Consider the following 23,207-nt stretch of genomic DNA (forward strand, 5'->3'; position numbering starts at 1 on the left):
ACGGGCATCATCGACAGGGGACCACTTGCAACTGGCAACAGCCGTCCGACCATGCACCCCTCATCGCGACGATCGACTAAGCGGGAAGACGTTCCAGCAGCGATTGCGCATTGGCCGCTGGAACCGGCGCGGAAAACAGATAGCCCTGCGCATAGCGGCAGCCGTTCGCCTGCAGCAGCGCGAACTGTTCTTCCGTTTCCACCCCTTCGGCCACGGCCGACAATTGCAGGCTGTCGGCCAGCGCGATGATGGCCGCCACGATGGCGCGGTCTTCCGCGCTGTGCTCGAGGTCCTTGATGAAGGCGCGGTCGATCTTGACCTTCTTCACGGGGAAGCGCTTCAGGTAAGCGAGGCTGGAATAGCCGGTGCCGAAATCGTCGATCGACAGGCGCAGGCCCATGCCATTGATCTGCCGCAGAATCTCCAGCGTATGCTCGCCGTGCTGCATCAGCGCCGTCTCGGTGATCTCGAATTCCAGCAGTGACGGATCGATGCCCGTTTCCCGCACCACGGCGCCAATCGCCGCCACCAGGCCCTTGTGCATGAACTGGCGCGGCGACAGGTTCACCGCCAGCGGCACGGGCTGCAAGCCCATGCGCTGCCAGGCCATGCTTTGCTCGCACGCCTGGCGCATCACCCACTCGCCCACGGGCACGATCAAGCCGTTTTCCTCCATGATGGGAATGAAGCGGTCCGGCAGCACCAGGCCGTGGCCCGGACGGCGCCAGCGCAGCAGCACTTCCATGCCGTGCAGGCGGCGCGTGGCGATATCGATGATCGGCTGGTAAACCAGCTCGAACTGCTGCAGCGCCAGCGCCGTGCGCAAGCTGCTTTCCAGATCAAAATGCAGGGCCGCCGCCTGGTTCATCGTCTGCGTGAAGAACTGGTAGTTGTTGCGGCCATTGCCCTTGGCGTGATACATGGCCGCATCGGCATGGCGCATCAGGGCGTCGACGTCGCCGCCATCGTCCGGATACACGCAGATGCCGATCGATGGCGTCACGTGCAGCACATGGCCGTCGAGCGGAAAGGCGGGCGTGAGCGCCTCGATGATCTTTTCGGCCACGCGCGCCGCTTCGTCGCCGCCGCGGATGCCGGGCACCAGCACGACGAATTCGTCGCCACCGAGGCGCGCCACCGTGTCGCTGGCGCGCACGGCGCCGCACAGCCGGGCGGCCACTTCCTTGAGCAGCAAGTCGCCCGTCATGTGGCCGAGCGAATCGTTGATCGTCTTGAAGCGGTCGAGGTCGATGAACATCACGGCCAGCTTGCGCCCCGAGCGCTGCGAGGCCAGCATGGCCCGTTCCAGCCGGTCCGACAGCAGCGCGCGGTTCGGCAAGCCCGTCAGGTTGTCGTGGTAAGCCATGTGGTGCACGCGCGCCTCGGCCTGGCGCCGCTCGGCGATCTCGCCCTGCAGCAGCAGGTTGGCGCCGGCCAGTTCGGCCGTGCGTTCCTGCACGCGCAATTCCAGTTCGTCGCGCGCGCGGCGCACCGCCTCGGCCGCCTCGCGGCGCGCCGTCACGTCGTCGACCAGCCACACGGAACGGCCATGCGCATGCGCCAGGTCGAACGGCCGGCCGGACAGGCGCGCCCAGAAGCGGCTGCCATCCTTGCGCACCAGCTGGTATTCCGACATGTGGACCCTGCCCGCCTCGAAATCGCGCGCCGTCTCGCCGCGCGCCACCTTCCACGCGGCCACGTCCGGATACAGGGCCTGCACGGACAGGCCGTTGATCTCGCCCGGGCCATAGCCGAACAGCTCTTCCATCTTGCTGTTGGCGCGCAAATTGTAGCCGCCCTCTATCACCGAGATGCCCAGCACGGCGCTGTCGAGGATGGCCTGGTTTTCCAGCAGCGCGTTGCGCAGGGATTCTTCCGCGCGCTTGGCTTCCGTGCGGTCCTCGATGATCCAGATGGTACCGGCGGCCGGGTCGTCCGGATTGACGACATAGGCGATCAGTTGCGCCCACAGAGTGCTGCCGTCGCGGCGCATCATCTCCACTTCCGTCTGGAACGGCTTGCCGACGGACAGGAAGGGAAACGCGGCCGCGCCCAGCAAATCGTAGGACTGCTGCGACACGTACAGCGCGCGCCCGGGCAGGCCCAGCGCCTCGTCGCCGCTGTAGCCGAACATCGCGGCAAAGCCCAGGTTGTAGCGCGTGATCTGGCGGTTCTTCGTGTACAGGATGCTGACCGAGGCATTCGTCATGATGGCCGCCACTTCCATCTGCGCCTGGCGGCTGGCCGTGATGTCTTCGAGGATCCAGATGGCGCCCTGCTCGCTGTGCGTCTGATCGACGGCCTTGGCGCGGATGCGGCACCAGAACAGGCTGCCGTCGCGGCGGCGGAACAGCGATTCGTCCTGCTCGTAAGGCAAGCCCTGTCCCAGCAGCGGAGTGGCTTGCACGCCGAATGCCTCGTAGGCGGCGGGCGAGGGAAACAGCTCGGCGGCGGGCAGGCCGATCATCTCGTCCTGCGTGTAGCCGAACATTTCGGCGAAGCGGGGATTGCAGCGCAGGATCAGGCGCGAACGCGAAAACAGGATGCCGACGGAGGCATTGTCGAGGATGGCCTGCTGCTCGAGCATCAGCTGGCGCGTCGCCTCCTCGGCCGCCTTCTGCGCGCTGCGGTCGTCGAACAGCCAGATCGTGTCGCGCAGCGCGCGGTCGGACTGGTTTTCCGGATTCAGCACATAGCCGTAGGCCAGCGCCCAGAACGTGGAGCCATCGCGGCGGCGCATCTCCATCTCGCCCTGGAACGGCAGGCCGCGCCGCAGCAGGGGAGCGGCTTGCCGCACGACGCTCTCGTACGCCGCGCGCGACGGATACAGGTCGGCGACGGCCAGGCCTACGCCGCTGTCGCCATCGAAGCCGAAGCATTCGGCGAAGCGCCGGTTGTAGCGCAGCACGCCCTTGTCGCGCTGGAAGCCGATGGCCAGCGGCGCGTTGTCCATCACGGCCTGCATTTCCAGCATGGCGCGGCGCAGCTGGTCTTCATCGCGCCGGTGGTCACTGATATCTTCGATGATCCAGACCGTGCCGTCATGCGTATTGAGGGGATCGACGGCGCGCCCGTGCAAACGGCTCCAGAACAAAGTGCCATCCTGGCGCCGCAATTCCAGCTCCGTGCGGTATGGCTTGCCTTTCGAGAGCAGCGGCGCCGCTTCCAGTCCCAGGGCGCGGCAATGCTCGGCGGAGCGGTACAGCACCGCGCCCGGCATGCCCGTCAGCTGATGGCGCGCATAGCCGAGCATCTCGGCGGCGCGGATATTGCACTCCTCGATGAAGCCGCCCTTGGAAAAGATGATGCCGACGGCCGCGCTTTCCAGGATGGCCTGCTGCTCGAGCATGGACTTGCGCAAGGCTTGCTGGTCGCGCTGCTGCACGCGGATGTCGGCAAACACGAGGGTCGCGCCCGGCAAGCCGTCGTCCACCAGCAGCGGCCTCGACCAGACCTGCACGGCGATGGCGCCAGATACCCCTTGCAGACTGCTGTCCCACTGCCGCTCGCGCCCGGCCGCACCGAGCGCGCCGCGCAGCATGCTCGTGCTCGACGCGCGGTAGGCGTCCGTAAAACAGTCGGCCAGCAGCCGGCCCGCTATATCCGTGCCCAGCAAGGATTGCAACGCACCATTCGCCGCCACCACCATGCCGCAGGCATCGCAGGCGCAGGCCGGCAAGGCGATCAACTGCAAGGCATCGGCGATGAAATCGGGACTGGTCGGTACGCGGTTCATGGACACCATGGGACGGTTAAGGACGAGATAAACATGTGCCTGGGCAAAAATTCTCACAAGCATCATGGTGCTGTCAGATCATAAACCAGTTTCCCGGGGTTTTTTCATATTCCTCATTGGCAATATCTGAAACGCCACAAACCACTTGCAACACGATTGTTGCAACCGCGTTGCATGGCAAGAAAATGAAACAAATCGTTTAGAATAAAGCATGCGCCGCCCTCCCCAACCTCCGCTCGATCACCGCGACAAACCCGTCATCTGGACCGTCTCCGTCTCGCGGCTGTTCGACCTGTTCCGCGACATCACGCTCGAGTACGATGACCTGGCGACGATCGAACCGATCAACCTGGGCTTCGACGACGCCGTGCGCCATATCCGCGAACGCATGGCCACCGAGCGCTGCGACGCCGTCATCGCCGCCGGCTCGAACGGCGCCTACCTGAAAGGCCGGCTGTCGGTACCCGTCATCATCGCCAAGGCCAGCGGCTACGACGTGATGCAGGCGCTGGCGCGCGCGCGGCGCATCTCGCCGCACATCGGCGTCGTTACCTACCAGGACCCGATGCCGGAACTGGCCGAATTCGCCGCCACCTTCGGCTTCCAGATCGCGCAGCGCACCTACGCCACCGAGGAAGACGCGCGCGCGCAGATCAATGAACTGAAGGCGGCCGGCGTGAAAGCCGTCGTCGGCGCGGGCCTCGTCACCGACCTGGCCGAAGAGGCCGGGCTGGCCGCCGTCTTCGTGTATTCGGCCACGGCCATCCGGCGCGCCTTCGACGATGCGCTGGAGCTGGCGCGCCTGACGCAGATCGAATCGACGCGGGGACGCCGCGCGGTGGTGGCCGACACCCTGCGCGCACGGCACGGCCTGCACGATCTGCGCGGCGAATCGGAAGCGATGGAAGCGCTGCGCCAGTCGGTGGTGCTGTATGCGCGCTCGCCGGCGACGGTGCTGATCCAGGGCGAGACGGGCAGCGGCAAGGAACTGGTGGCACAGGCGATCCACCGCGAAAGCCCGCGCAGCCTGGGCGCTAACCGGCCTTTCATCGCCATCAATTGCGGCGCCATCGCCGAGTCCTTGCTGGAATCAGAACTGTTCGGCCACGAGGACGGCGCCTTCACGGGCGCGCGCCGGGGCGGCCATGCGGGCCTGTTCGAAGCGGCCAACCACGGCACCCTGTTCCTCGACGAAATCGGCGAAATGCCGCTGGCCCTGCAAACGCGCCTGCTGCGCGTGCTGGAAGAGCGCGAAGTGGTGCGCGTGGGCGGCACGCGGCCCATCGCCATCAATGTGCGCATCATCAGCGCCACGCACTGCGACCTGGAACAGCGCATCCGCGAAGGACGCTTCCGCGCCGACCTGTTCTACCGCCTGGCCGTGCTGCGCCTGCATTTGCCCGCCTTGCGCGAACGCGCCAGCGATATTCCCGGCCTGGCCGAATGGTCGCTGAAAAATGCGCTGGCCGCGCTGGGCGCGCGTCCGCACCCCAACCTGCACGCGGAAATCCAGGCTTGCGCGCCGCTGCTGCGCCGCTACGGCTGGCCCGGCAATGTGCGCGAACTGCGCAACCTGGCCGAGCGCCTGGCCCTGTTCCTGGCCGCCGAACCGCTGCAGGCGCTGACGCCCGCCTTCGTGCTGGGCGTGGCGCCGGAACTGGCCAACGCTGCCGGCACGCCGGCGCTGCCGCCGGCGCCTGCCGCCAGCGCGCCACGCCTGGAAGTCGAAAGCGCCAGCGCCGTACTGGCGCGCTTCGGCGGGCGCCGCGACGCCGCCGCCCATTACCTCGGCATCAGCCGCACCACGCTGTGGCGCCGCCTGCGCGCCGGCTGATTTTTCAACCATTCCCTACTCACCATGGACGACTGGCCTCACCTGCTCGAATTATGGCAACGCTGCACGGGACATGGTGGCGCGAGCGGCAACCAGGGGCTGGCGCGCGACCACCGCGACATCAAGGCCCTGTACGCGCGCGGCATTTCGATGGAAGACGCCATGCAGTTCCTGTTCCAGCAACGCCCTACCCTGGCAGCCTTTCAGGCGTGGCTGGCTGGCCGCACGCGCATCCGTCCGGCGCACGCCGCCAGCCCCCACCAGGACGTGCTGTCCGCCGCAGAGCTGCGCCATTTCGAGGAGCACGGCTATCTGGTGCTGCGCGGCGCCGTGCCGCGCGCGCAGTGCGCAGCTGCCCGGGCGGCCATCTGGGAATATCTGGGCGCCAGCCCCGATGATCCGGCATCGTGGTACCAGCCGCACCCGGGCAAGCGGGGCCTGATGCTGCAGTTTTCCGACCATCGGGCCCTCGAGGAAAACCGCCACAACGCGCACATCCGCCACGCCTTCCAGCAACTGTACGGTACCGGCACCGGCATCTACGCCAGCATCGACAAGGTCAGTTTCAATCCGCCGGAAACACCGCAGCACCGCTTCCTTGGAAGCGCCCTGCACTGGGACGTCAGCCTGCAACAGCCGGTGCCCTTCAAGCTGCAAGGCATGCTGTACCTGAGCGACTGTCCCGCGCAGCACGGCGCCTTCCATTGCGTGCCCGGCTTCCAGCACCGCATGGCCGACTGGCTGCGGCAAGTGCCACCGGGCCGCCAGCCGCGCGAATGGGCGGTCGACAACTTGCGGCCCGTGCCCGTCGACGGCATGGCCAGCGATTTCATCATCTGGCACCAGGCCCTGCCCCATTGCGCCACGCCCAACCGCGGCCCGGCGCCGCGCATGGTGCAGTACCTGACCTACCTTCCCGACCATTGCCAGGACCAGGATGTGTGGATATGAACCGCTCATCCCGCCCTGCCGCCGCTCATCCCGCAGCGCTGGCGGCCGCATGCCCTCGCCGCTAGCATGGTCGTCAAGGAGGAGTAACCAATGAAACGAACACTGCAAACTTGTATCCTGCTCGCCGGCGTGCTGCTGGCGGGCGCCGGCCAGGCCGCCGCGCCCACAGCCTTCACGGCCGAGGTCACGGGCCAGGGCCGCCCGCTGATCCTGATTCCCGGCCTGGCGTCATCGGGCGAAGTCTGGCAAGGCACAGTGGCGCGCCTGTGCGGCCCGCAAGCCGCGCGCCAATGCCACGTGCTGACACTGGCCGGCTTTGCCGGCGCGGCGCCCATCGAAGGCGACCTGCTGGCGCAGGCGGAGCAGCAACTGGCCGACTACATCGGCACCCAAAAACTGGGCCAGCCGGCCATCATCGGACATAGCCTGGGCGGCTTCCTGGCCCTGAAAATGGCCATCGACCATCCGCAGCAGACGGGCAAGCTGCTGATCGTCGACTCGCTGCCGGCGCTGGGCGCGACGCAGCTGCCCTCCATCACGCCGCCGCAGCTGCAAGCCATGTCAAGCCAGATGCAAGCGGCCATGCGCGCGCAGGATGGCGCCACCTACGCCGCCAGCCAGCGCCGCACGGTAAGCAGCATGGCCAGCGCACCGGCCGACGTGGAACGCATCATCGGCTGGGGCCAGCGCTCGGACCGCGAAACGGTGATCAAGGCCATGGGCACCCTGATTGCCAGCGACCTGCGCCAGGACGTGGCGAAAATAAAATCGCCGACCCTGGTGCTGGGGACCTGGATCGCCTACAAGGATTACGCGCCGCGCACCGCCATCGAAGCGACCTTCCAGCAGCAGTACGCACAGCTGCCCGGCGTGCAGATCGCGCTGGCCGACACGGCGCGCCACTTCATCATGTACGACCAGCCGGACTGGATGGTTGCGCGCATCGAACAGTTCCTGGACTAGGCAATGAACGCACCCTTGCACCGGCCGCTGCTGGCCAGGATCAACTGGTACTGGACCTTCCAGCTGGCCGGCTGGGGCGCGCTCACCCTGTTCAACAGCGTGTATGGCGGCTCCTCGCAGCTGCGCATCGTCGTGGCGATTGCCTGCTGGGGTTCGCTGGGCGGGCTGCTGCTGTCGCACCTGTGGCATGGCGTCCTGCTCCGGCGCGGCTGGGTGGCGAGCGGCATGCGCTGGACACGCGTGCTGCCATCATTATTGCTGTTGGCCGCCATCCAGACGGCCAGCGTGACGGCCGCCTTCCACGTCATGTATCCACCCGATGTGCTGCGTGGTCTGGCCTGGCTGCCCGGTGCGCTGCTGTTCTGGTTCGGGGTATTTTTGACCTGGACGGTGTTTTACTTTACCGCGCTGTCGCTGCGGCGCGCCGCCCACCTGGAAGCGGAAACCCTGCGCCTGCAGCTGCATGGGCGGGAAGCGGAACTGCGCGCCCTGCAGGCGCAAGTCAATCCGCATTTCTTCTTCAACAGCCTCAATAGCGTGCGCGCGCTGATCTTCGAAGACCGCGACGCGGCCGCGCACATGATCGACCAGCTAGCCAAGCTGATGCGCCACGCGCTGCAGTCGGGCCAGCACGCCACCGTGCCGCTGGCGGCCGAACTGGACGCCGTGCGCGCTTACCTGGCCATCGAGCAGATACGCTTCGAGGAACGCCTGCGCGTCAGCTTCGCGATCGAGATCAGCGCGCCCACTCTGGAACATGTGCGCGTGCCGCCCATGGCCGTTCAAACGCTGGTGGAAAACGCCGTCAAATATGGCGTCGAAGCGAGCGCCGATGGCGGCGACATCCGCATTGCCGCGCAGCGCAGCACCGGCGTGGACATGCTGCGGATCGAGGTGGCCAACACGGGCGAACTGCGCGGCGCGTCCGGCTCCACCGGCATCGGCTTGCGCAATGCGCGCCAGCGCTTGCAGCTGGCCTGCGGCGAGCGCGCCAGCCTGGCCTTGCGCCAAGAGGCGGGCTGGGTCTACGCCACCATCGACCTGCCGGAGCGGCCATGAACGGATCGCCGCTCAAGGTCATGCTGGTCGATGACGAGCGCCTGGCGCGCGCCGAGCTGCGGCGGCTGCTGGCGCCGCATGTGCAGTGCGGCGCCGTGGAGATCGTGGGCGAGGCGGCCAGCGCGGCCGACGCCGTCGCGCAGATCGGCAAGCTGCGCCCCGACCTGCTGCTGCTCGACGTGCAGATGCCGGGCGGCTCCGGCTTCGACCTGCTGGCCGCGCTCGATGATGCGCCCGACGTCATCTTTTGCACGGCCTTCGACCAGTACGCGCTGCAGGCGTTCGAGGTGAGCGCCCTCGACTACCTGCAAAAACCCGTGCAGGCGGCGCGCCTGGCCACGGCCCTGGCGCGCGCCGGCGCGCGGGCGCAAGCCGTGCCGCCGCCCGCGCCGCGCAAGGTCTTCATCAAGGACGGGGAACGCTGCTGGTTCGTCGCGTTTGGCGATATCCGCCTGCTGGAATCGGAAGGCAACTACACGCGCGTGCATTTCGGCGCACAGCGTCCGCTGATGCTGCGCACCCTGAACCAGCTGGAAGAAAAGCTCGATCCGGCCCTGTTCCTGCGCGCCAACCGGCGCCAGATCGTCAACCTGGAGCAGGTGGCGCAGCTGGCGCCGAACGCCGCCGATGGCCTAGCCCTGCACCTGCTGGACGGCAGCGTGGTCGAGGTGTCGCGCCGCCGCGCGCAGCAGTTCAAGGCCGCCTGCGGCCTGTAGCGGGACTACCTGAGCGCGGGGATCGGCTGCGCCTGGAAGGCGGGGCGCGGCTGCTCCTTGAGCTTTTTCGCCAGCATGTCGAGCGCCACTTCCAGCTGGCGGTCGGCGCCATTGAAGGTGGCGTGCGGCGGGTTTTCCACCTCCACATCCGGCACCACGCCCACGCCTTCGATCAGCCATTGGCCATCGATGCCGAACTGGCCATTTTCCGCCACGCGCGCCATGCCATTGTCGGCCAGGCGCGTATTGTCGCTGAGCCAGACGCCGGCGCCGGCCGTGCGCTTGCCCACCAGCGGCGCCAGTTTCAATGCCTTGATGCCGGCCGCGAAGGTCTCGCCATCGGAATACGTGAGCTCATCGACCAGCACCACCAGGTGGCCGCGGAAGGTGTTCTGCATATTCGACGACGGCTGCACGCCAGGCGGCGCCCAGTAAGCCCAGGCCTTGCGCAGCAGTTTTTCAATGATCCAGCTGTCGATATTGCCGCCGTTATTGCGCCGCACGTCGATGATCAAGCCTTCGCGGTTGATGTTGGCGTAAAAATCGCGCGCGAACGAAGCGATGTCATTGGCGCCCATGGCGCGCAGGTGCAGGTAGCCGATGCGTCCCTGCGAGGCGGCGGCCACCTGCTCGGCGCGGCTCAGTTCCCAGTCGCCATAGCGCAACGCCGTCTGTTTCGCCATGTTGACGGGCGTGACGATGACGGCGCGCGGCGCGCCCTTGCTCCGTTTGACCTGCAGCAGCACCTGCTTGTCGGCCTGGTTCAACAGCAAATCGCTAATATCGCGCGCGGCCAGCACGTCCTTGCCGTTGACGGCCGTGATCACGTCGCCCGCCTTCACGTCCACGTCGGGGCGCGACAGCGGCGCGCGCGCGGAGGGCAATTCTGCTTCGCTGCGGTAGACATGTTCGACCCGGTAGCCGTCGTTTGTCCGCGCCAGCACGGCGCCCAGGCCCGCCGGCGTGCCTTCCTGCTCCGTGCGGCGCAATTCGCCGGGACGTATCTGCGAATGCAGGGCGCCCACTTCGGCCACCATCATGCCCAGCACGTCATTGAGCTCGGCGCGGTCCGTGACCCGCTCGACCAGCGGCGCATATTTGTCGCGCGCCGCCTTCCAGTTCACGCCCCGCATCTTCGCGTCGTACAGGAAGTCGCGGTGCAAACGCCAGGCATCGTTGAACATCTGCTTCCATTCCAGGCGCGGATTCGACACAAACGTCCAGTCATCGACCTTGACCTTGGCTTTCGACAGGTCGGCCGGCAGCTTGGCGCCCGCCTCGATCACCAGCATCTCGCCCGGGCCGGTGGCTGCCGCCGTCCTGTAGTACAAATGCTTTTTATCTTGCGCCAGGTCGAATTCGCGCACATTGGCCACAAGCAGTTCCGGCTTGGAGCCCGCATTGCCAATGGCAAGCGTCTTCAGGCTGGACTTGTTCTCGCCGCTGTCGCGCTCGAGGAAATACAGGCGTTTGTCGTCGGCGGCCAGCGCGCTGTAGTTGCCCGCCGCCAGCGGCACTTCATATAAACGCTCGGCCAGGCCCTGGCTGACGATGGCCGGCAAGGCAGCCGGCGCTTTCTTCACGGCCGACTTGCCGCCGGCCTTTTCCAATGCCTTTTCCGCCGCCTGCTCGGCCACCTTTTCATCGTCCGTCTCGGGCGGCTTGACGCCAGGACGGCTCAGCTCATCGTCGGGCTGGAACGGGAAACGGTTGCCCGGCTGCAGTGCCAGCGCATACACGCCGACGCGCTTGTCGAACACGGGACCCATGTTGCGGTCGCCCCACGGCGAGCCGTTGGCCAGCTGGAAATTGCGCGCCGACAGGAAGTACAACCACTTGCCGTCGGGCGAAAACACGGGCGAACCGGACGTGTAGCGGTCGCTGGTGACGAACTGCAGCTGTTTCGATGCGAGGTTATACAGGCCGATCTGCTCGCGCTGCTCGTTGCTGGCCACGCGCACGATGGCCAGGTTGCGGCTGTCGGGCGACCATTGCACTTCGTCGTGCTTGTCCACGCCCGCCTTGCCCGCGTCGTCGATCAGCTGGTTGCCCCTGGTCGCCAGGTCCAGCAGCCAGAAACGCCCCTTTTTATCCGTGTGGGCCAGCCAGCGCCCGTCCGGCGACGGATACAGTTTCCAGCGGTGGTTGTCGCCCTGCGTCGTCAGTTGCTCGCCCTTGCCCGAGCCATCGGCGGCGTACTTCCAGATTTCATTCTCTCCGCTCGTGTCGACGATGGCGAAGACGGATTTCTCGTCGCTGGAAAAGACGGCGTCGCGCGCCCTTGCCCCATCGGGAATGGCGATGTCGACACGGCGCAGGCTGCCCGTGCCGGCGATGCTGACCTTGCCGCGCGCCGTCAGGATGATGCACTCATCCTTGCCCGATAGCTGCACGTTGGAGAGGGTGTCGAGCGGCGAACGGATCTGGCGCGCGCGCTGCTGGTCGAAGTCGGACACGAGGCTGATCGGCAATGGCGGCGAGTCCGTGCCTGCCGCCAGGTCCAGCACGTGCAAATCAGCGCCCAATTGATACACGATCTTGCCATCGCCCAGCTGCGCATTGCGCACATCCCACTGCGTATGGGTCGTCAAGGCGCGGCGGTCGGAGCCGTCGGGCAGCATGCTCCACAGATTGTCGCTGCCGCCCTCGTCGCTGATGTAATAGACTCTGCCCTGCCACCACATGGGGCGCTTGTTGTTGCCCGCCAACACGGCAGGCTCCGTATGCATGCGCACGGCCTCTCCCTTGCCATCGAGCTCATAGCGCCACAGGGTGGCATGCGCGCCGCCGCGGTAGTTGCGCACATTGTCGTTGGTCATGGCCAGGCCGAAACGCGTGAAGAACAGCGTCTTGCCAGAGTCGTCGAGCACGGCGTCGTTGGCGTCGGCCACGGGAAATACGCGCCGCGTCTGTTTCACGGGATCGATGGCGGCGACGATGCGGCGCGAAGCGGGACCGTCCGTATTTTGCGTGCTGACCAGCACCTCGCCCTGCGCCGTCCAGCCCAGCACCAGCACGCCGCCATTGTCATACGAAATGCGGCGCGGCAAGCCGCCCGCCAGCGGCATCACATACGCTTCCTGCGCCCCTTCGTAAGCGGCGGAAAACGCCAGCCACTGGCCGTCGCGCGAAATCGCCGCGTTCGTTTCATAGCCGGGATGCGTGGTCAGGCGCTGCGCCGCGCCACCGCGTAGATTGCTTTTCCACAAATCGCCTTCGGCCGTGAAGACGACGGTGTCGCCGCGCACGGCGGGAAAACGGAAATAGCTGCCGGCAGGCGCGGCGGCAGCGTCAGCCAGCAGGCCGGCGGACAACAGGAGCAAGGCGAGATTGCGGGAAATTTTCATGTGGGCATCCAGATAGCGGTCAGGGCGATGAGACGGCATGGACATCATGTCGATACCGGACAGCAATTCTGGCATAACTATGGCCAAAGAAAACCTTCTTTATTGCCCACAAAGACGTAAAAAAACCCGCGCCACTTGCGTGGGCGGGTTTCTGGATCGCACTTGGCGAAGGAGCCGATTACTCTACTTCCACCGTTTCTGGCGCAGCCGTCGGTGCCGCATCTGGCGGTTCCGGGAATTCCAGCAAGACCTGGTCCTTGTCGTCGAGGTCGACGGTGACACGTCCACCGGTGACCAGGCGGCCGAACAGCAGCTCGTCGGCCAGGGCCTTGCGGATCATGTCCTGGATCAAGCGCGCCATCGGCCGCGCGCCCATCAGCGGATCGAAGCCTTTCTTGCCGAGGAAAGCACGCAGCTTCTCGGTAAACACGGCTTCGACCTTTTTCTCGTGCAACTGCTCTTCCAGCTGCATGAGGAACTTGTCGACAACGCGCAGGATGATTTCCTGGTCCAGCGCGCGGAAACTGATGGTCGCGTCGATACGGTTGCGGAACTCCGGCGTAAACATGCGCTTGATGTCGGCCATCTCGTCGCCCGCCTGCTTCGAATTCGTGAAGCCGATCGACGTCTTTTGCAAGCTTTCCGCGCCCGCATTGGTCGTCATGATGATGATCACGTTGCGGAAATCGGCTTTGCGGCCATTGTTGTCCGTCAAGGTACCGTGATCCATCACTTGCAGCAGGATATTGAAAATATCCGGATGGGCTTTTTCAATTTCATCGAGCAGCAAGACCGCATGCGGCTTCTTGGTGATCGCTTCCGTCAGCAAGCCGCCCTGGTCGAAACCGACGTAACCCGGCGGCGCGCCGATCAGTCGGCTGACGGCGTGGCGTTCCATGTATTCCGACATGTCGAAACGGATCAGCTCGATACCGAGGATGAAGGCCAGTTGCTTGGCCACCTCGGTCTTGCCGACGCCGGTCGGACCGGAGAACAGGAAGGAGCCGATCGGCTTGTCCGTCTTGCCCAGGCCGGCACGGGCCATCTTGATGGCCGAAGCCAGCGCGTCGATGGCGGGATCTTGCCCGAACACGACATTGCGCAAGTCGCGGTCGATCGTCTGCAGCTTGCTGCGGTCGTCTTGGTTGACCGTTTGCGGCGGAATGCGCGCGATCTTGGCAATGATGTCCTCGATCTCGGCCTTGCCGATGGTTTTCTTTTGCTTCGACTTCGGCAAGATGCGCTGCGCCGCGCCCGCTTCATCGATGACGTCGATCGCCTTGTCGGGCAGATGGCGGTCGTTGATGAACCGCGCCGCCAGTTCAGCCGCCGTCGACAGGGCCGAGGCCGAGTATTTCACGCCATGGTGCTCTTCGAAGCGCGATTTGAGGCCGCGCAAGATTTGCACGGTTTGCTCGACGGTCGGCTCGTTGACGTCCACTTTCTGGAAGCGGCGGGAGAGCGCATGGTCTTTCTCGAACACGCCGCGGAATTCCGTGTACGTGGTCGCGCCGATGCATTTCAGCTGGCCATTCGCCAGTGCCGGTTTCAGCAGGTTGGACGCATCGAGGGTGCCGCCCGACGCCGAGCCCGCACCGATGATGGTGTGGATCTCGTCGATGAACAGGATGCCGTTCGGATTGTCCTTCAACTGTTTCAGCACGGCTTTCAGGCGCTGTTCGAAGTCGCCGCGGTATTTGGTACCGGCCAGCAAGGCACCCATGTCCAGCGAATACACGACGGCATTCTGCAGGATTTCCGGCACGTCGCTTTGCGTGATGCGGTAAGCGAGCCCTTCGGCGATGGCCGTCTTGCCCACGCCCGCCTCGCCGACGAGCAGCGGATTGTTCTTGCGGCGGCGGCACAGGATCTGGATCACGCGGTCGACTTCTTCCTCGCGGCCGATCAGCGGATCGATCTTGCCTTCGGCAGCGGCCTTGTTCAGGTTTTGCGTGAACTGGTCGAGCGGGCTTTCCTTCGGCTGGCCATCGACGGGCGCTTCTTCCACGCCTTCGGAGGCTTTCGCGCTTTCCGTCGACTGGTCCTTGCGCACGCCGTGCGAGATGAAATTGACCACGTCCAGGCGCGTCACGCCCTGCTGGTGCAGGTAGTAAACAGCATGCGAATCCTTTTCGCCGAAGATGGCCACGAGCACATTGGCGCCCGTGACTTCCTTCTTGCCGTTCGAGGCGGACTGGACGTGCATGATGGCGCGCTGGATCACGCGCTGGAAACCAAGCGTCGGCTGGGTGTCGACTTCGCCCGTGCCAGGCACGGTCGGCGTGTTATCGCCGATGAAATTGGTGAGGGTCTTGCGCAGGTCTTCAATATTGACCGCGCAGGCACGCAACACCTCGGCAGCGGAGGGATTGTCCAGCAGTGCCAGCAGTAGATGCTCAACCGTGATGAATTCGTGCCGTGCCTGCCGAGCTTCGACAAACGCCATGTGCAAACTTACTTCTAATTCCTGCGCAATCATACTTCCTCCATCACGCACTGCAGGGGATGCCCCGCCTTGCGCGCATGCGTTAAAACGAACTCCACTTTGGTACACGCTATATCTTTAGAGAACACGCCGCACACTCCTTTGCCGTAGCGATGAACACTGAGCATGATTTGCGTCGCCGTTTCACGGTCCTTGTTGAAATACTCCTGAATGATGGCCACCACGAATTCCATCGGGGTGTAGTCGTCATTGAGCAAGGCCACCTGGTAGAGCGGTGGCGGCTTCAGCACTTGCCGCTCCAGCAGGGTTTCTGTGTCGTGCTTGGTTGCCATACGCTTATTCTAATGCTTTCACAGTGGTTGTCATGCGCAATATCTACGCCTTTCCAATTGTTTTCAATCTTACGCGTTTTCTTAATAGTGCGCAGATGGCGACCTTGCCGTCAAAATCAAGAGTTGCTTTTTTGGTTGTCGTGAAGAATTTGGCAATATCGATGGAAAAGCGCTTGACTTCATTATTTATTCCGCCAACAATGCTGTATCGACTGTTGCAGTAATGTACAGCTTGATAAGAAGTGAGACGTCGAGGAGGGGGCAAGAAGCTTCTTGCTTTTATGGCTCGTGTGATTTGTTTTAATTTTGAAAGTTCTTTTTATGGCAACAGGTACAGTTAAGTGGTTCAATGATTCCAAAGGTTTTGGCTTCATCACTCCAGATGATGGCGGCGAAGATTTGTTTGCTCATTTCTCCGCAATCAACATGAACGGTTTCAAGACCCTCAAAGAAGGTCAAAAAGTTCAATTCGAAGTCACGCAAGGCCCTAAAGGCAAGCAAGCTTCCAACATCCAAGCAGCCTAAGCATCGCCGGCCCTCAGATGTGAAAAACCCCGTTTTCGAACGGGGTTTTTTTTCGTCCGCAGGGCACACGGCGCCCTGCCCCTCTATTACATGTGCTCGATCATCACCTCGCCGAAACCGGAGCACGACACTTGCGTCGCGCCTTCCATCAGGCGGGCGAAATCATAGGTGACGCGCTTCGAGGCGATCGATTTCTGCATCGAGGAAATGACCAGATCGGCCGCTTCCAGCCAGCCCATGTGGCGCAGCATCATTTCCGCCGACAGGATCAAGGAACCGGGATTGACGTAGTCCTTGCCCGCGTACTTCGGCGCCGTGCCGTGCGTCGCTTCGAACATGGCGACGGAATCGGACAGGTTGGCGCCTGGCGCGATGCCGATGCCGCCCACTTGCGCCGCCAGCGCATCGGAAATGTAATCGCCGTTCAGATTCAGGGTGGCGATGACGCTGTATTCGGCCGGACGCAGCAGAATCTGTTGCAGGAACGCGTCAGCGATGGAATCCTTGACGATGACGTCGCGGCCCGTCTTCGGATTCTTGAACTTGCACCATGGACCGCCATCGATCAGTTCGGCGCCAAATTCCTTTTGCGCCAGCGCATATGCCCAGTCGCGGAAGCCGCCTTCCGTATACTTCATGATATTACCTTTGTGCACGATCGTCACGGATGGCTTGTCATTGTCGATCGCGTACTGGATGGCCTTGCGCACGAGGCGCTCCGTGCCTTCGATGGACACGGGCTTGATGCCCAGGCCCGACGTGGCCGGGAAGCGGATCTTCGTCACGCCCATTTCATTGACGAGGAAATCCATCAATTTCTTGGCTTCGGGCGAGCCTTGCTGGTATTCGATGCCGGCATAGATATCTTCCGAGTTTTCGCGGAAAATCACCATGTCCGTCTTTTCCGGCTCTTTCACGGGCGACGGCACGCCCGTGAAGTAGCGCACGGGGCGCAGGCAGACGTACAGATCGAGCTGCTGGCGCAGGGCCACGTTCAGCGAACGGATGCCGCCGCCGACAGGCGTCGTCAGCGGGCCCTTGATGGACACCACGTAATCTTTGAGTACTTCCAGTGTTTCTTCCGGCAGCCACACATCGGGGCCGTACACATTCGTCGATTTTTCGCCTGCGTAGATTTCCATCCAGATGATCTTGCGCGCGCCGCCGTAGGCCTTGGCCACGGCAGCGTCGATCACCTTGATCATGACCGGGCTGATATCGATGCCCGTGCCATCGCCTTCAATGAAGGGAACGATGGGATTATCTGGTACATTCAGCGAAAAATCGGCGTTGACGGTGATTTTTTGGCCGTCAGCAGGTACAGTGATATGTTGATACATCGTGATCTCCGAAGTGGGACACACCGCTGGCGGGCAACACAGGCCGGCGACGCGCTCTGCGGTTGCAGAGTTTACAAAAACAAGTCCGAACAGGGCGGCAACAACGCACTTTAGCAGGGAAAGAACACCCGGGCCATCCGCATCGCCAAAGAAGCGCATCGCCATAGTCTTCTATAAGACATAAGACTAACGTTTCACATTATGCACCAGTATCTTACAGGGCGCCACGCTTTTGCGGCGCCGACCAGCAGCCACCATCGTTTGCATCCATTTATCCAGCATGCCACTTATTCTCTTCAATAAACCATTCCAGGTCCTGTGCCAGTTTTCGCCGCAGGACGGCCGCACCACCCTGGCCGACCATCTCACCATCCCCGGCATCTATCCGGCCGGCCGGCTCGACGCCGACAGCGAAGGCTTGCTGCTGCTGACGGACGACGGCCGCCTGCAGCATGAAATCAGCCACCCGGACCGCAAGGAAGCGAAAACCTACCTGGTGCAGGTCGACGGCGTGCCCGATGCGGCCAGCCTGGCGCGCCTGCAGGCGCCGCTGGACCTGGGCGACTTCATCACCAAGCCGTGCAAGGCCGTGCGCATCGCCGAGCCGGACTGGCTGTGGCCCCGCAATCCGCCGATCCGCGCGCGCGCCGACAAGCCGACCTCGTGGCTGGCGATCACCTTGAAAGAAGGAAAAAACCGCCAAGTGCGGCGCATGACGGCGGCCGTCGGCCTGCCCACCCTGCGCCTGGTGCGCAGCGCCATCGGCCCGTTCTCGCTGGCCAGCCATCCATTGATGCCCGGCGAATGGTGCGAAGTGCCAGCCGAAAACATTGGCAAGGCCTAAGCAGCACAAGAAAGAGCGGCGACGGTAGCGAATTTTTCCAATAAGCACTATTTATTTTTAGATAATGCATTAAAATCATCTAACCTCAACATGACGGAAAAGGAAAGATGATGAAAAAAATAATTTCGACCCTGGCCGCATCCCTGCTTGCCGGCGCCGCACTGGCCCAGTCGGGCGCCCAGGTGCACGCATCCGCCGCGACCGATGCCGTCAAGCCGCCACCCGCATCGGCAGCCAGCCACGCCTCGGCCGCCACCGACGCCAGCAAGCCCGTGCCGCCGGCGTCCGCCTCCGTCAACGCATCGGCCGCAACCGATGCGCCGCGCCTGATTCCCCAGGCGCGCAAGACGAAGCAGCCGGCCGCTGAAGCGGGCAAGCCCGTGAAATAAGCGCAGTCCCGGGCTGACGATGGCGAGCATGTTGCTGTAACCCCACGCTTTCGATGCGGCCGGGCAGCATGCTTGACCAGCCGGCCGCCAGCGTGGCTTAATCGCCGCTTCGCAGCCACCGTCCCGCCCCATGAAAAATTCCCTTTGCCGTCTCAGCCTGTCCATCGCCCTGCTGTCTTGCGCCAGCATGGCCCAGGCGCAAACAAAGAGCTTGCAACTGTCGGCCGGCATGCATTTGATCCAGGCGGAAGTGGCCGCCACGGAAGAGCAGCGCGAACAGGGCTTGATGTACCGTGAAAAGATGCCGGCCAATGCAGGCATGCTGTTTGTCTTTGGCAACCCATCCACGCAATGCATGTGGATGAAAAACACGCCGCTGCCCCTGTCGGTGGCCTTTATCGATGCCAGCGGCAAGATCGTCAACATCGAAGACATGCAGCCGCACACGCTCGACAGCCATTGCTCCACGAAGACCGTGCCTGTGCGCTATGCGCTGGAAATGCATCTGGGCTGGTTCAAGCAAAAGAACATCAAACCAGGCATGAGCATCGGCAACTTGCCGGCGGCGCGCTAGGCCATGGCGGCGGGCCGCTAGCGGATGCGGCCTTAAAAATCCGAATAAAAACGCGAAAAAACCCGCCAGAACGAATCTGCGGGTTTTTGCTTTTCAACCAGTGCCAGCGTACCGGCACAGACAAGGCCACCGTGGTGGCTTGCCTGCTGGCGAATATTAAGCGGACAGTGCTTTCAAAGCAGCTGCCAGACGGCTCTTATGGCGAGCTGCCTTGTTTTTGTGGATGATCTTCTTGTCAGCGATACGGTCGATGGTCGACACGGATGCTTGGAAGATTGCAGCAGCAGCTGCCTTGTCGCCGCCCTGGATCGCTTTGCGAGCAGCTTTGATAGCCGTGCGCAAGGTCGAACGTTGGGACGAATTGTGTGCGTTTTGCTTAACTGCTTGACGAGCGCGTTTGCGCGCTTGTGCGGTATTTGCCATGGAATTTCCTAAAACAGGGTCAAAGTGCGTTTGCAAACATTAGTGTTTGCCAACCGGTGCGTTCTGTGCGTCTGCCGAACCATGTGTGCCAAACCAGTGCCTGTCAAACATTAGTGTCTGCGTAACAGAATTCTGTACAGCCTTCGATTATAGCGATATTTTCAAGCGGGGGCAAATCAAAAAACCGTGTGTCACGCCAAAAACACGTGAAAATGGGGCGGGCAAGGGCGAATCGGCGGCAATTGTTACCATATTTTAACCGTTTAACGGTACCGCGCCCGGCTATAATCTGCCCCCATGAACTTGCTTAAAACCCTCGCCGCCATCTCCAGCATGACCATGCTGTCCCGTGTAACCGGATTATTGCGCGAAAGCCTGTTCGCGCGCGCCTTTGGCGCCGGCGCCTACACGGACGCCTTCATTGTTGCCTTCCGCATCCCCAACCTGTTGCGCCGCTTGTTTGCCGAGGGGGCGTTCTCGCAAGCCTTCGTGCCGATCTTGTCTGAATACAAGAACCAGCACGGCCAGGAAGCGAGCAAGCAGCTGGCCGACCACGTGGCCACCACGCTCGTCTGGGCCACCCTGCTCGTGTCCGCCATCGGCATCATCGGCGCGCCCTGGTTCGTGTATCTGATCGCCACGGGCCTGACCAAGGATGCGGGCGCTTTTGACGCGGCCGTGTGGATGACGCGCTTGATGTTCCCTTATATTACTTGCATGTCCTTCGTCGCCCTGGCCGGCGGCATCTTGAATACCTGGCGCGAATTCAAGATTCCCGCGTTCACGCCGGTGCTGCTGAACCTGTCATTCATCGCCGCCTCGCTGTTCCTCGCGCCCTATTTGAAACAGCCGATCTACGCCATGGCCATTGCCGTGTTCGCCGGCGGCCTGCTGCAGGTGGCCATCCAGATTCCTGCGCTGATCAAGATCGGCATGCTGCCGCGCCTGTCGATCAATCCCGCCATCGGCCTGTCCGACGGCGGCGTGCGCCGCGTGCTGAAGAAGATGGGACCAGCCGTGTTCGCCGTCTCGGCCGCGCAGATCAGCCTGATGATCAACACGAGCATCGCGTCGCGCCTGGCCGAGGGCAGCATTTCCTGGCTGTCGTATGCGGACCGCCTGATGGAATTCCCCACCGCCATGCTGGGCGTGGCCCTGGGTACCATCTTGCTGCCCAGCCTGTCGAAGGCGAACGTGGATGGCGACAAGACGGAATACTCGGCCTTGCTGGACTGGGGCTTGCGCCTGACTTTCCTGCTGGCCCTGCCCGCCGCCGTCGGCATGGCGACCCTGGCCACGCCACTGATCGCCACCCTCTTCCACTACGGCAAGTTCACGGCCGAATCCGTGACCATGTCGACGCAGCCACTCGTGGCCTACAGCCTGGGCCTGATCGGCATCATCCTCGTCAAGACCCTGGCGCCCGCCTTCTATGCGCGCCAGGACATCCGTACGCCCGTGAAGATCGCCATCGGCGTGCTGATCGCCACACAGCTGATGAATCTGCTGTTCGTGCCGTATATCGCCGTGGCCGGCCTGGCCCTGTCGATCGGCCTGGGCGCCTGCCTGAACGCCAGCTTCCTGTACTGGGGCTTGCGCAGGCGCGGCATCTACCAGCCGAAACCGGGCTGGGCCAAGTTCTTCCTGCGCCTGCTGCCGGCACTCATCGTGATGGGTGGCGTGGCGTATGCGGGCGCCGTGCGCATCGACTGGATCGCCATGCAAGCCCATCCGTTGCTGCGGGCAGGCGCGCTGGCCCTGGTGGTGGCCCTGTGCGGCGTGGCGTACTTTGCCACTCTCTTTATAGTTGGCTTCCGCTTCCGCGACTTCAAGCGCCACGCGTGATTGCGCGGGATGCTGTTGCCGGCGTCTTGCATCAAGCAGCTGATCCAGACGAAAAAAAACCCGCCGAAGCGGGTTTTTTTCATTGCAGCGTAAGCTTAGTCAGCTTTCTTGGCGCGGCGGCGGGCCACGGCGCCAACCAGCGCCAGGCCGCCCAGCAGCATGCCATAGGTTTCTGGTTCTGGTACTGGCAGGGCCGAAACCGTGCCTACGTACTGAACATTTTTCACCAGGGTCAGGCCCGTGACTTGCACCGTGTAGGTGCCTGCAGCCAATTGACCTGCCCAGCTCAGATTCTGGATGCCGCTAGCCGTGCTCTTGGTCAGGTCGCCATAGCCGACCAGAGTAGCAGCGAAATCCTTGATCGCGCCGTTAGCAACGGAGAACGTTTGCAATGCACCGAACGAGGTCGACGATGGGGCCAGCAACTGGAAAGTCCACGAATCATTGATATCCGAATTGATGGCGAACTTGGTCGTGAAAGCCGACAGGGTATCGGAACCGGTTGGATCCAGGATGCCCAGGTCATAGGTTGCTGCCGATGCGCTGAACGATGCTGCTGCCATGATACCTGCAGCGATAAATTTCAATTTCATAGTTTATCCCTTAAAAAGTAATTTATGGCTGCAATGCGCAGGCCACCAATAGTTTTAGTACCGGAAGTACTGAACAGAATGGTAGCATAATCACATCAAATTACTTATAAATATTTTATCGAAGTTTCATATGAGATAAGTATTTTCGAAATGAACTATTTGCCGCTATCTATTAATTTCCACACAATAATAGTTACCGGCGCATACATTTATTTTTGTTACGTTTTAAGGTGAAAACGCCTACTCGGCAGTGTTTTCATCTGAATTTTGCGGTTCTGGCTGCTCAATTGGCGCTGATGGCGATTGTTCTTGCGGTGGAGTAACAGGGCGAGAAAACAACGGTGGCACCGGCAAGGCAGGCGCGATGCCGGCCTCATCACTCGCCGGCACAGCTGCCGGTCCCGCGGACGGCACGGAAGACACCCGGGCATCGACCATGAAGCGCCATTCCGAGAAATGCGCCTTGCCTTCGAAGCCGGCGAACCGGGCCTCGAAATTGCCGACCTTTAATGGCGCCGCCTGCGACAGGCTGTGCACGCCAATGATGCCGTTGCTGCCGGGCTGGTACAGCAAGCCCCACTCGGCGCGGCCCGTGATGGGGTCGACAAACAGCTTGCGCAGATGCCGGCGCAACTGGGGCGTACGGGGATCGCGCAGCAAGGCGGCAAGGCTGGGCGGCTGTTGCGGCTGGCCCGGCGGCGTGGCGGCCGCATAACTGTAGAGGGCATCCGAAAACTGCGCGCCGATGTCGAGCAATTCCTGCTCGGCCGCCTGGCGCTGCAGCAAGGAACCCATCTTCAGCCCGGCCGCCCCTACCATGCCCAGGATGGCCACCAGAATGATCAGGCCCAGATACGTAAAACCGCGCTGGCGGCGCGCAGAACGGTGCATGGCCGCTACCAGTCGGCAAACGGTGTGCCGCTGCGGTCCTTGCCGGGCGCGCCGCTTTTCACGTCATACACCTGGCCCGGCGTATCGTCGGGCGGCGGTACGATGAGCCAGCTGCTGTCGCTGTCCGTGATGGGATCGATGGGCATGGCGCGCAGGTATTTCTTTTCCACCAGTTGCTCCAGCGAATCGGGATAGCGCCCCGTATCGCCGTGGAACTGGTCGATGGTCGTGCGCAAATTGCGCAAATTGTCCGCCAGCACGGTTTCCTTTGCCTTGTCGAGGCTGGGAAAGTAGCGGGGCACAGCCAGGGTCAGCAGCAAAGCCACGATGCCGAGCACCACCAGCAATTCGATCAGGGTAAAGCCGCGCGTGCGGACTTGGGTGTTTTCAGCGGCCATG

The 23,207-nt window shown here is 63.0% G+C and carries 19 protein-coding genes; 10 read left to right on the forward strand and 9 right to left on the reverse strand.

Annotated features, from left to right (window positions below; translation table 11 throughout):
• Positions 1–76: 76 nt before the first annotated feature.
• Complete coding sequence (locus AC54AG_RS11725; protein ID WP_496630409.1) at positions 77–3,736, reverse strand: sensor domain-containing protein; 3,660 nt, start codon at positions 3,734–3,736, stop codon at positions 77–79.
• A gap of 211 nt (positions 3,737–3,947) precedes the next feature.
• Here AC54AG_RS11725 and prpR point away from each other — a divergent pair, with 211 nt between their 5' ends.
• The 5 genes from prpR to AC54AG_RS11750 all read left to right on the forward strand — a co-directional run bounded on the left by prpR (position 3,948) and on the right by AC54AG_RS11750 (position 9,259).
• A complete protein-coding gene (prpR, locus tag AC54AG_RS11730; RefSeq protein ID WP_496630410.1) occupies positions 3,948–5,570 on the forward strand; it encodes a propionate catabolism operon regulatory protein PrpR in 1,623 nt (540 codons plus the stop codon).
• Positions 5,571–5,594: 24 nt separating this feature from the next.
• Positions 5,595–6,521 (forward strand): phytanoyl-CoA dioxygenase family protein, encoded by a 927-nt coding sequence (locus AC54AG_RS11735; RefSeq protein ID WP_496630412.1) that lies wholly within the window; start codon positions 5,595–5,597, stop codon positions 6,519–6,521.
• A gap of 90 nt (positions 6,522–6,611) precedes the next feature.
• Positions 6,612–7,484: an alpha/beta fold hydrolase gene (locus tag AC54AG_RS11740; RefSeq protein ID WP_496630413.1), complete on the forward strand. Its 873-nt coding sequence runs from the start codon at positions 6,612–6,614 to the stop codon at positions 7,482–7,484.
• 3 nt (positions 7,485–7,487) lie between these two features.
• Positions 7,488–8,543: a sensor histidine kinase gene (locus AC54AG_RS11745; RefSeq protein ID WP_496630415.1), complete on the forward strand. Its 1,056-nt coding sequence runs from the start codon at positions 7,488–7,490 to the stop codon at positions 8,541–8,543.
• Positions 8,540–9,259 (forward strand): LytR/AlgR family response regulator transcription factor, encoded by a 720-nt coding sequence (locus tag AC54AG_RS11750; protein WP_496630416.1) that lies wholly within the window; start codon positions 8,540–8,542, stop codon positions 9,257–9,259. The genes AC54AG_RS11745 and AC54AG_RS11750 overlap by 4 nt, the downstream gene beginning before the upstream one ends.
• Positions 9,260–9,264: 5 nt before the next feature.
• Here AC54AG_RS11750 and AC54AG_RS11755 read toward each other — a convergent pair whose 3' ends face one another.
• From AC54AG_RS11755 to clpS, 3 genes are all read right to left on the reverse strand, one after another.
• Positions 9,265–12,606 (reverse strand): S41 family peptidase, encoded by a 3,342-nt coding sequence (locus AC54AG_RS11755; RefSeq protein ID WP_496630417.1) that lies wholly within the window; start codon positions 12,604–12,606, stop codon positions 9,265–9,267.
• 178 nt (positions 12,607–12,784) lie between these two features.
• Positions 12,785–15,085, reverse strand: coding sequence for an ATP-dependent Clp protease ATP-binding subunit ClpA (clpA, locus tag AC54AG_RS11760; RefSeq protein ID WP_034751575.1), 2,301 nt, complete (start codon positions 15,083–15,085; stop codon positions 12,785–12,787).
• Positions 15,082–15,384 (reverse strand): ATP-dependent Clp protease adapter ClpS, encoded by a 303-nt coding sequence (gene clpS, locus AC54AG_RS11765; protein ID WP_034751577.1) that lies wholly within the window; start codon positions 15,382–15,384, stop codon positions 15,082–15,084. Before clpS ends, clpA begins: the two co-directional genes overlap by 4 nt.
• A 321-nt stretch (positions 15,385–15,705) precedes the next feature.
• On the opposite strand from clpS, the gene cspE reads away from it, so the two are divergent.
• On the forward strand, positions 15,706–15,909 hold the full coding sequence (gene cspE / locus AC54AG_RS11770; RefSeq protein ID WP_010395943.1) for a transcription antiterminator/RNA stability regulator CspE: 204 nt from the start codon (positions 15,706–15,708) through the stop codon (positions 15,907–15,909).
• A gap of 86 nt (positions 15,910–15,995) precedes the next feature.
• Here cspE and icd read toward each other — a convergent pair whose 3' ends face one another.
• Positions 15,996–17,249: an NADP-dependent isocitrate dehydrogenase gene (icd, locus tag AC54AG_RS11775; protein WP_331777366.1), complete on the reverse strand. Its 1,254-nt coding sequence runs from the start codon at positions 17,247–17,249 to the stop codon at positions 15,996–15,998.
• 280 nt (positions 17,250–17,529) lie between these two features.
• Here icd and AC54AG_RS11780 point away from each other — a divergent pair, with 280 nt between their 5' ends.
• From AC54AG_RS11780 to AC54AG_RS11790, 3 genes are all read left to right on the forward strand, one after another.
• Positions 17,530–18,093 carry a pseudouridine synthase gene (locus AC54AG_RS11780; protein WP_046682580.1) on the forward strand — a complete coding sequence of 188 codons (564 nt, stop codon included), beginning with the start codon at positions 17,530–17,532 and terminating at the stop codon, positions 18,091–18,093.
• 110 nt (positions 18,094–18,203) lie between these two features.
• Entirely contained in the window at positions 18,204–18,482 is a 279-nt protein-coding gene (locus AC54AG_RS11785; protein ID WP_070303846.1) for a hypothetical protein, read from the forward strand.
• 130 nt (positions 18,483–18,612) lie between these two features.
• The gene (locus AC54AG_RS11790; protein WP_070303848.1) at positions 18,613–19,056 is read left to right on the forward strand and encodes a DUF192 domain-containing protein; all 444 of its coding nucleotides are present in this window, start codon (positions 18,613–18,615) and stop codon (positions 19,054–19,056) included.
• 156 nt (positions 19,057–19,212) lie between these two features.
• Here the strand turns inward: AC54AG_RS11790 and rpsT are convergent, their stop codons facing one another.
• Positions 19,213–19,479: a 30S ribosomal protein S20 gene (gene rpsT, locus AC54AG_RS11795; RefSeq protein ID WP_010395935.1), complete on the reverse strand. Its 267-nt coding sequence runs from the start codon at positions 19,477–19,479 to the stop codon at positions 19,213–19,215.
• A gap of 297 nt (positions 19,480–19,776) precedes the next feature.
• Between rpsT and murJ the strand changes: the two genes are divergently transcribed.
• Positions 19,777–21,324: a murein biosynthesis integral membrane protein MurJ gene (gene murJ, locus AC54AG_RS11800; RefSeq protein WP_070303849.1), complete on the forward strand. Its 1,548-nt coding sequence runs from the start codon at positions 19,777–19,779 to the stop codon at positions 21,322–21,324.
• A gap of 95 nt (positions 21,325–21,419) precedes the next feature.
• Here the strand turns inward: murJ and AC54AG_RS11805 are convergent, their stop codons facing one another.
• From AC54AG_RS11805 to AC54AG_RS11815, 3 genes are all read right to left on the reverse strand, one after another.
• A complete protein-coding gene (locus AC54AG_RS11805) occupies positions 21,420–21,917 on the reverse strand; it encodes an FxDxF family PEP-CTERM protein (protein ID WP_051991193.1) in 498 nt (165 codons plus the stop codon).
• A 240-nt stretch (positions 21,918–22,157) separates the two neighbouring features.
• Positions 22,158–22,808, reverse strand: a complete 651-nt coding sequence (locus tag AC54AG_RS11810; protein WP_070303851.1) for a type II secretion system protein — start codon at positions 22,806–22,808, stop codon at positions 22,158–22,160.
• A gap of 5 nt (positions 22,809–22,813) precedes the next feature.
• Positions 22,814–23,206: a type II secretion system protein gene (locus AC54AG_RS11815; protein ID WP_070303853.1), complete on the reverse strand. Its 393-nt coding sequence runs from the start codon at positions 23,204–23,206 to the stop codon at positions 22,814–22,816.
• Position 23,207: the final 1 nt, after the last annotated feature.

Source organism: Janthinobacterium sp. BCJ23, from assembly GCF_059617945.1.

Excerpts from the sequence above, each read along its gene's own strand:
- AC54AG_RS11785 (WP_070303846.1), top strand. The coding sequence starts at position 18,204 with ATGAAAAAAATAATTTCGACCCTGGCCGCATCCCTGCTTGCCGGCGCC.
- AC54AG_RS11805 (WP_051991193.1), bottom strand. The coding sequence starts at position 21,917 with ATGAAATTGAAATTTATCGCTGCAGGTATCATGGCAGCAGCATCGTTC.
- AC54AG_RS11735 (WP_496630412.1), top strand. The coding sequence starts at position 5,595 with ATGGACGACTGGCCTCACCTGCTCGAATTATGGCAACGCTGCACGGGA.
- icd (WP_331777366.1), bottom strand. The coding sequence starts at position 17,249 with ATGTATCAACATATCACTGTACCTGCTGACGGCCAAAAAATCACCGTC.
- AC54AG_RS11790 (WP_070303848.1), top strand. The coding sequence starts at position 18,613 with ATGAAAAATTCCCTTTGCCGTCTCAGCCTGTCCATCGCCCTGCTGTCT.
- AC54AG_RS11750 (WP_496630416.1), top strand. The coding sequence starts at position 8,540 with ATGAACGGATCGCCGCTCAAGGTCATGCTGGTCGATGACGAGCGCCTG.
- AC54AG_RS11740 (WP_496630413.1), top strand. The coding sequence starts at position 6,612 with ATGAAACGAACACTGCAAACTTGTATCCTGCTCGCCGGCGTGCTGCTG.
- AC54AG_RS11725 (WP_496630409.1), bottom strand. The coding sequence starts at position 3,736 with ATGAACCGCGTACCGACCAGTCCCGATTTCATCGCCGATGCCTTGCAG.
- AC54AG_RS11745 (WP_496630415.1), top strand. The coding sequence starts at position 7,488 with ATGAACGCACCCTTGCACCGGCCGCTGCTGGCCAGGATCAACTGGTAC.
- clpA (WP_034751575.1), bottom strand. The coding sequence starts at position 15,085 with ATGATTGCGCAGGAATTAGAAGTAAGTTTGCACATGGCGTTTGTCGAA.
- rpsT (WP_010395935.1), bottom strand. The coding sequence starts at position 19,479 with ATGGCAAATACCGCACAAGCGCGCAAACGCGCTCGTCAAGCAGTTAAG.
- prpR (WP_496630410.1), top strand. The coding sequence starts at position 3,948 with ATGCGCCGCCCTCCCCAACCTCCGCTCGATCACCGCGACAAACCCGTC.
- AC54AG_RS11810 (WP_070303851.1), bottom strand. The coding sequence starts at position 22,808 with ATGCACCGTTCTGCGCGCCGCCAGCGCGGTTTTACGTATCTGGGCCTG.
- clpS (WP_034751577.1), bottom strand. The coding sequence starts at position 15,384 with ATGGCAACCAAGCACGACACAGAAACCCTGCTGGAGCGGCAAGTGCTG.
- AC54AG_RS11780 (WP_046682580.1), top strand. The coding sequence starts at position 17,530 with ATGCCACTTATTCTCTTCAATAAACCATTCCAGGTCCTGTGCCAGTTT.
- murJ (WP_070303849.1), top strand. The coding sequence starts at position 19,777 with ATGAACTTGCTTAAAACCCTCGCCGCCATCTCCAGCATGACCATGCTG.
- AC54AG_RS11815 (WP_070303853.1), bottom strand. The coding sequence starts at position 23,206 with ATGGCCGCTGAAAACACCCAAGTCCGCACGCGCGGCTTTACCCTGATC.
- cspE (WP_010395943.1), top strand. The coding sequence starts at position 15,706 with ATGGCAACAGGTACAGTTAAGTGGTTCAATGATTCCAAAGGTTTTGGC.
- AC54AG_RS11755 (WP_496630417.1), bottom strand. The coding sequence starts at position 12,606 with ATGAAAATTTCCCGCAATCTCGCCTTGCTCCTGTTGTCCGCCGGCCTG.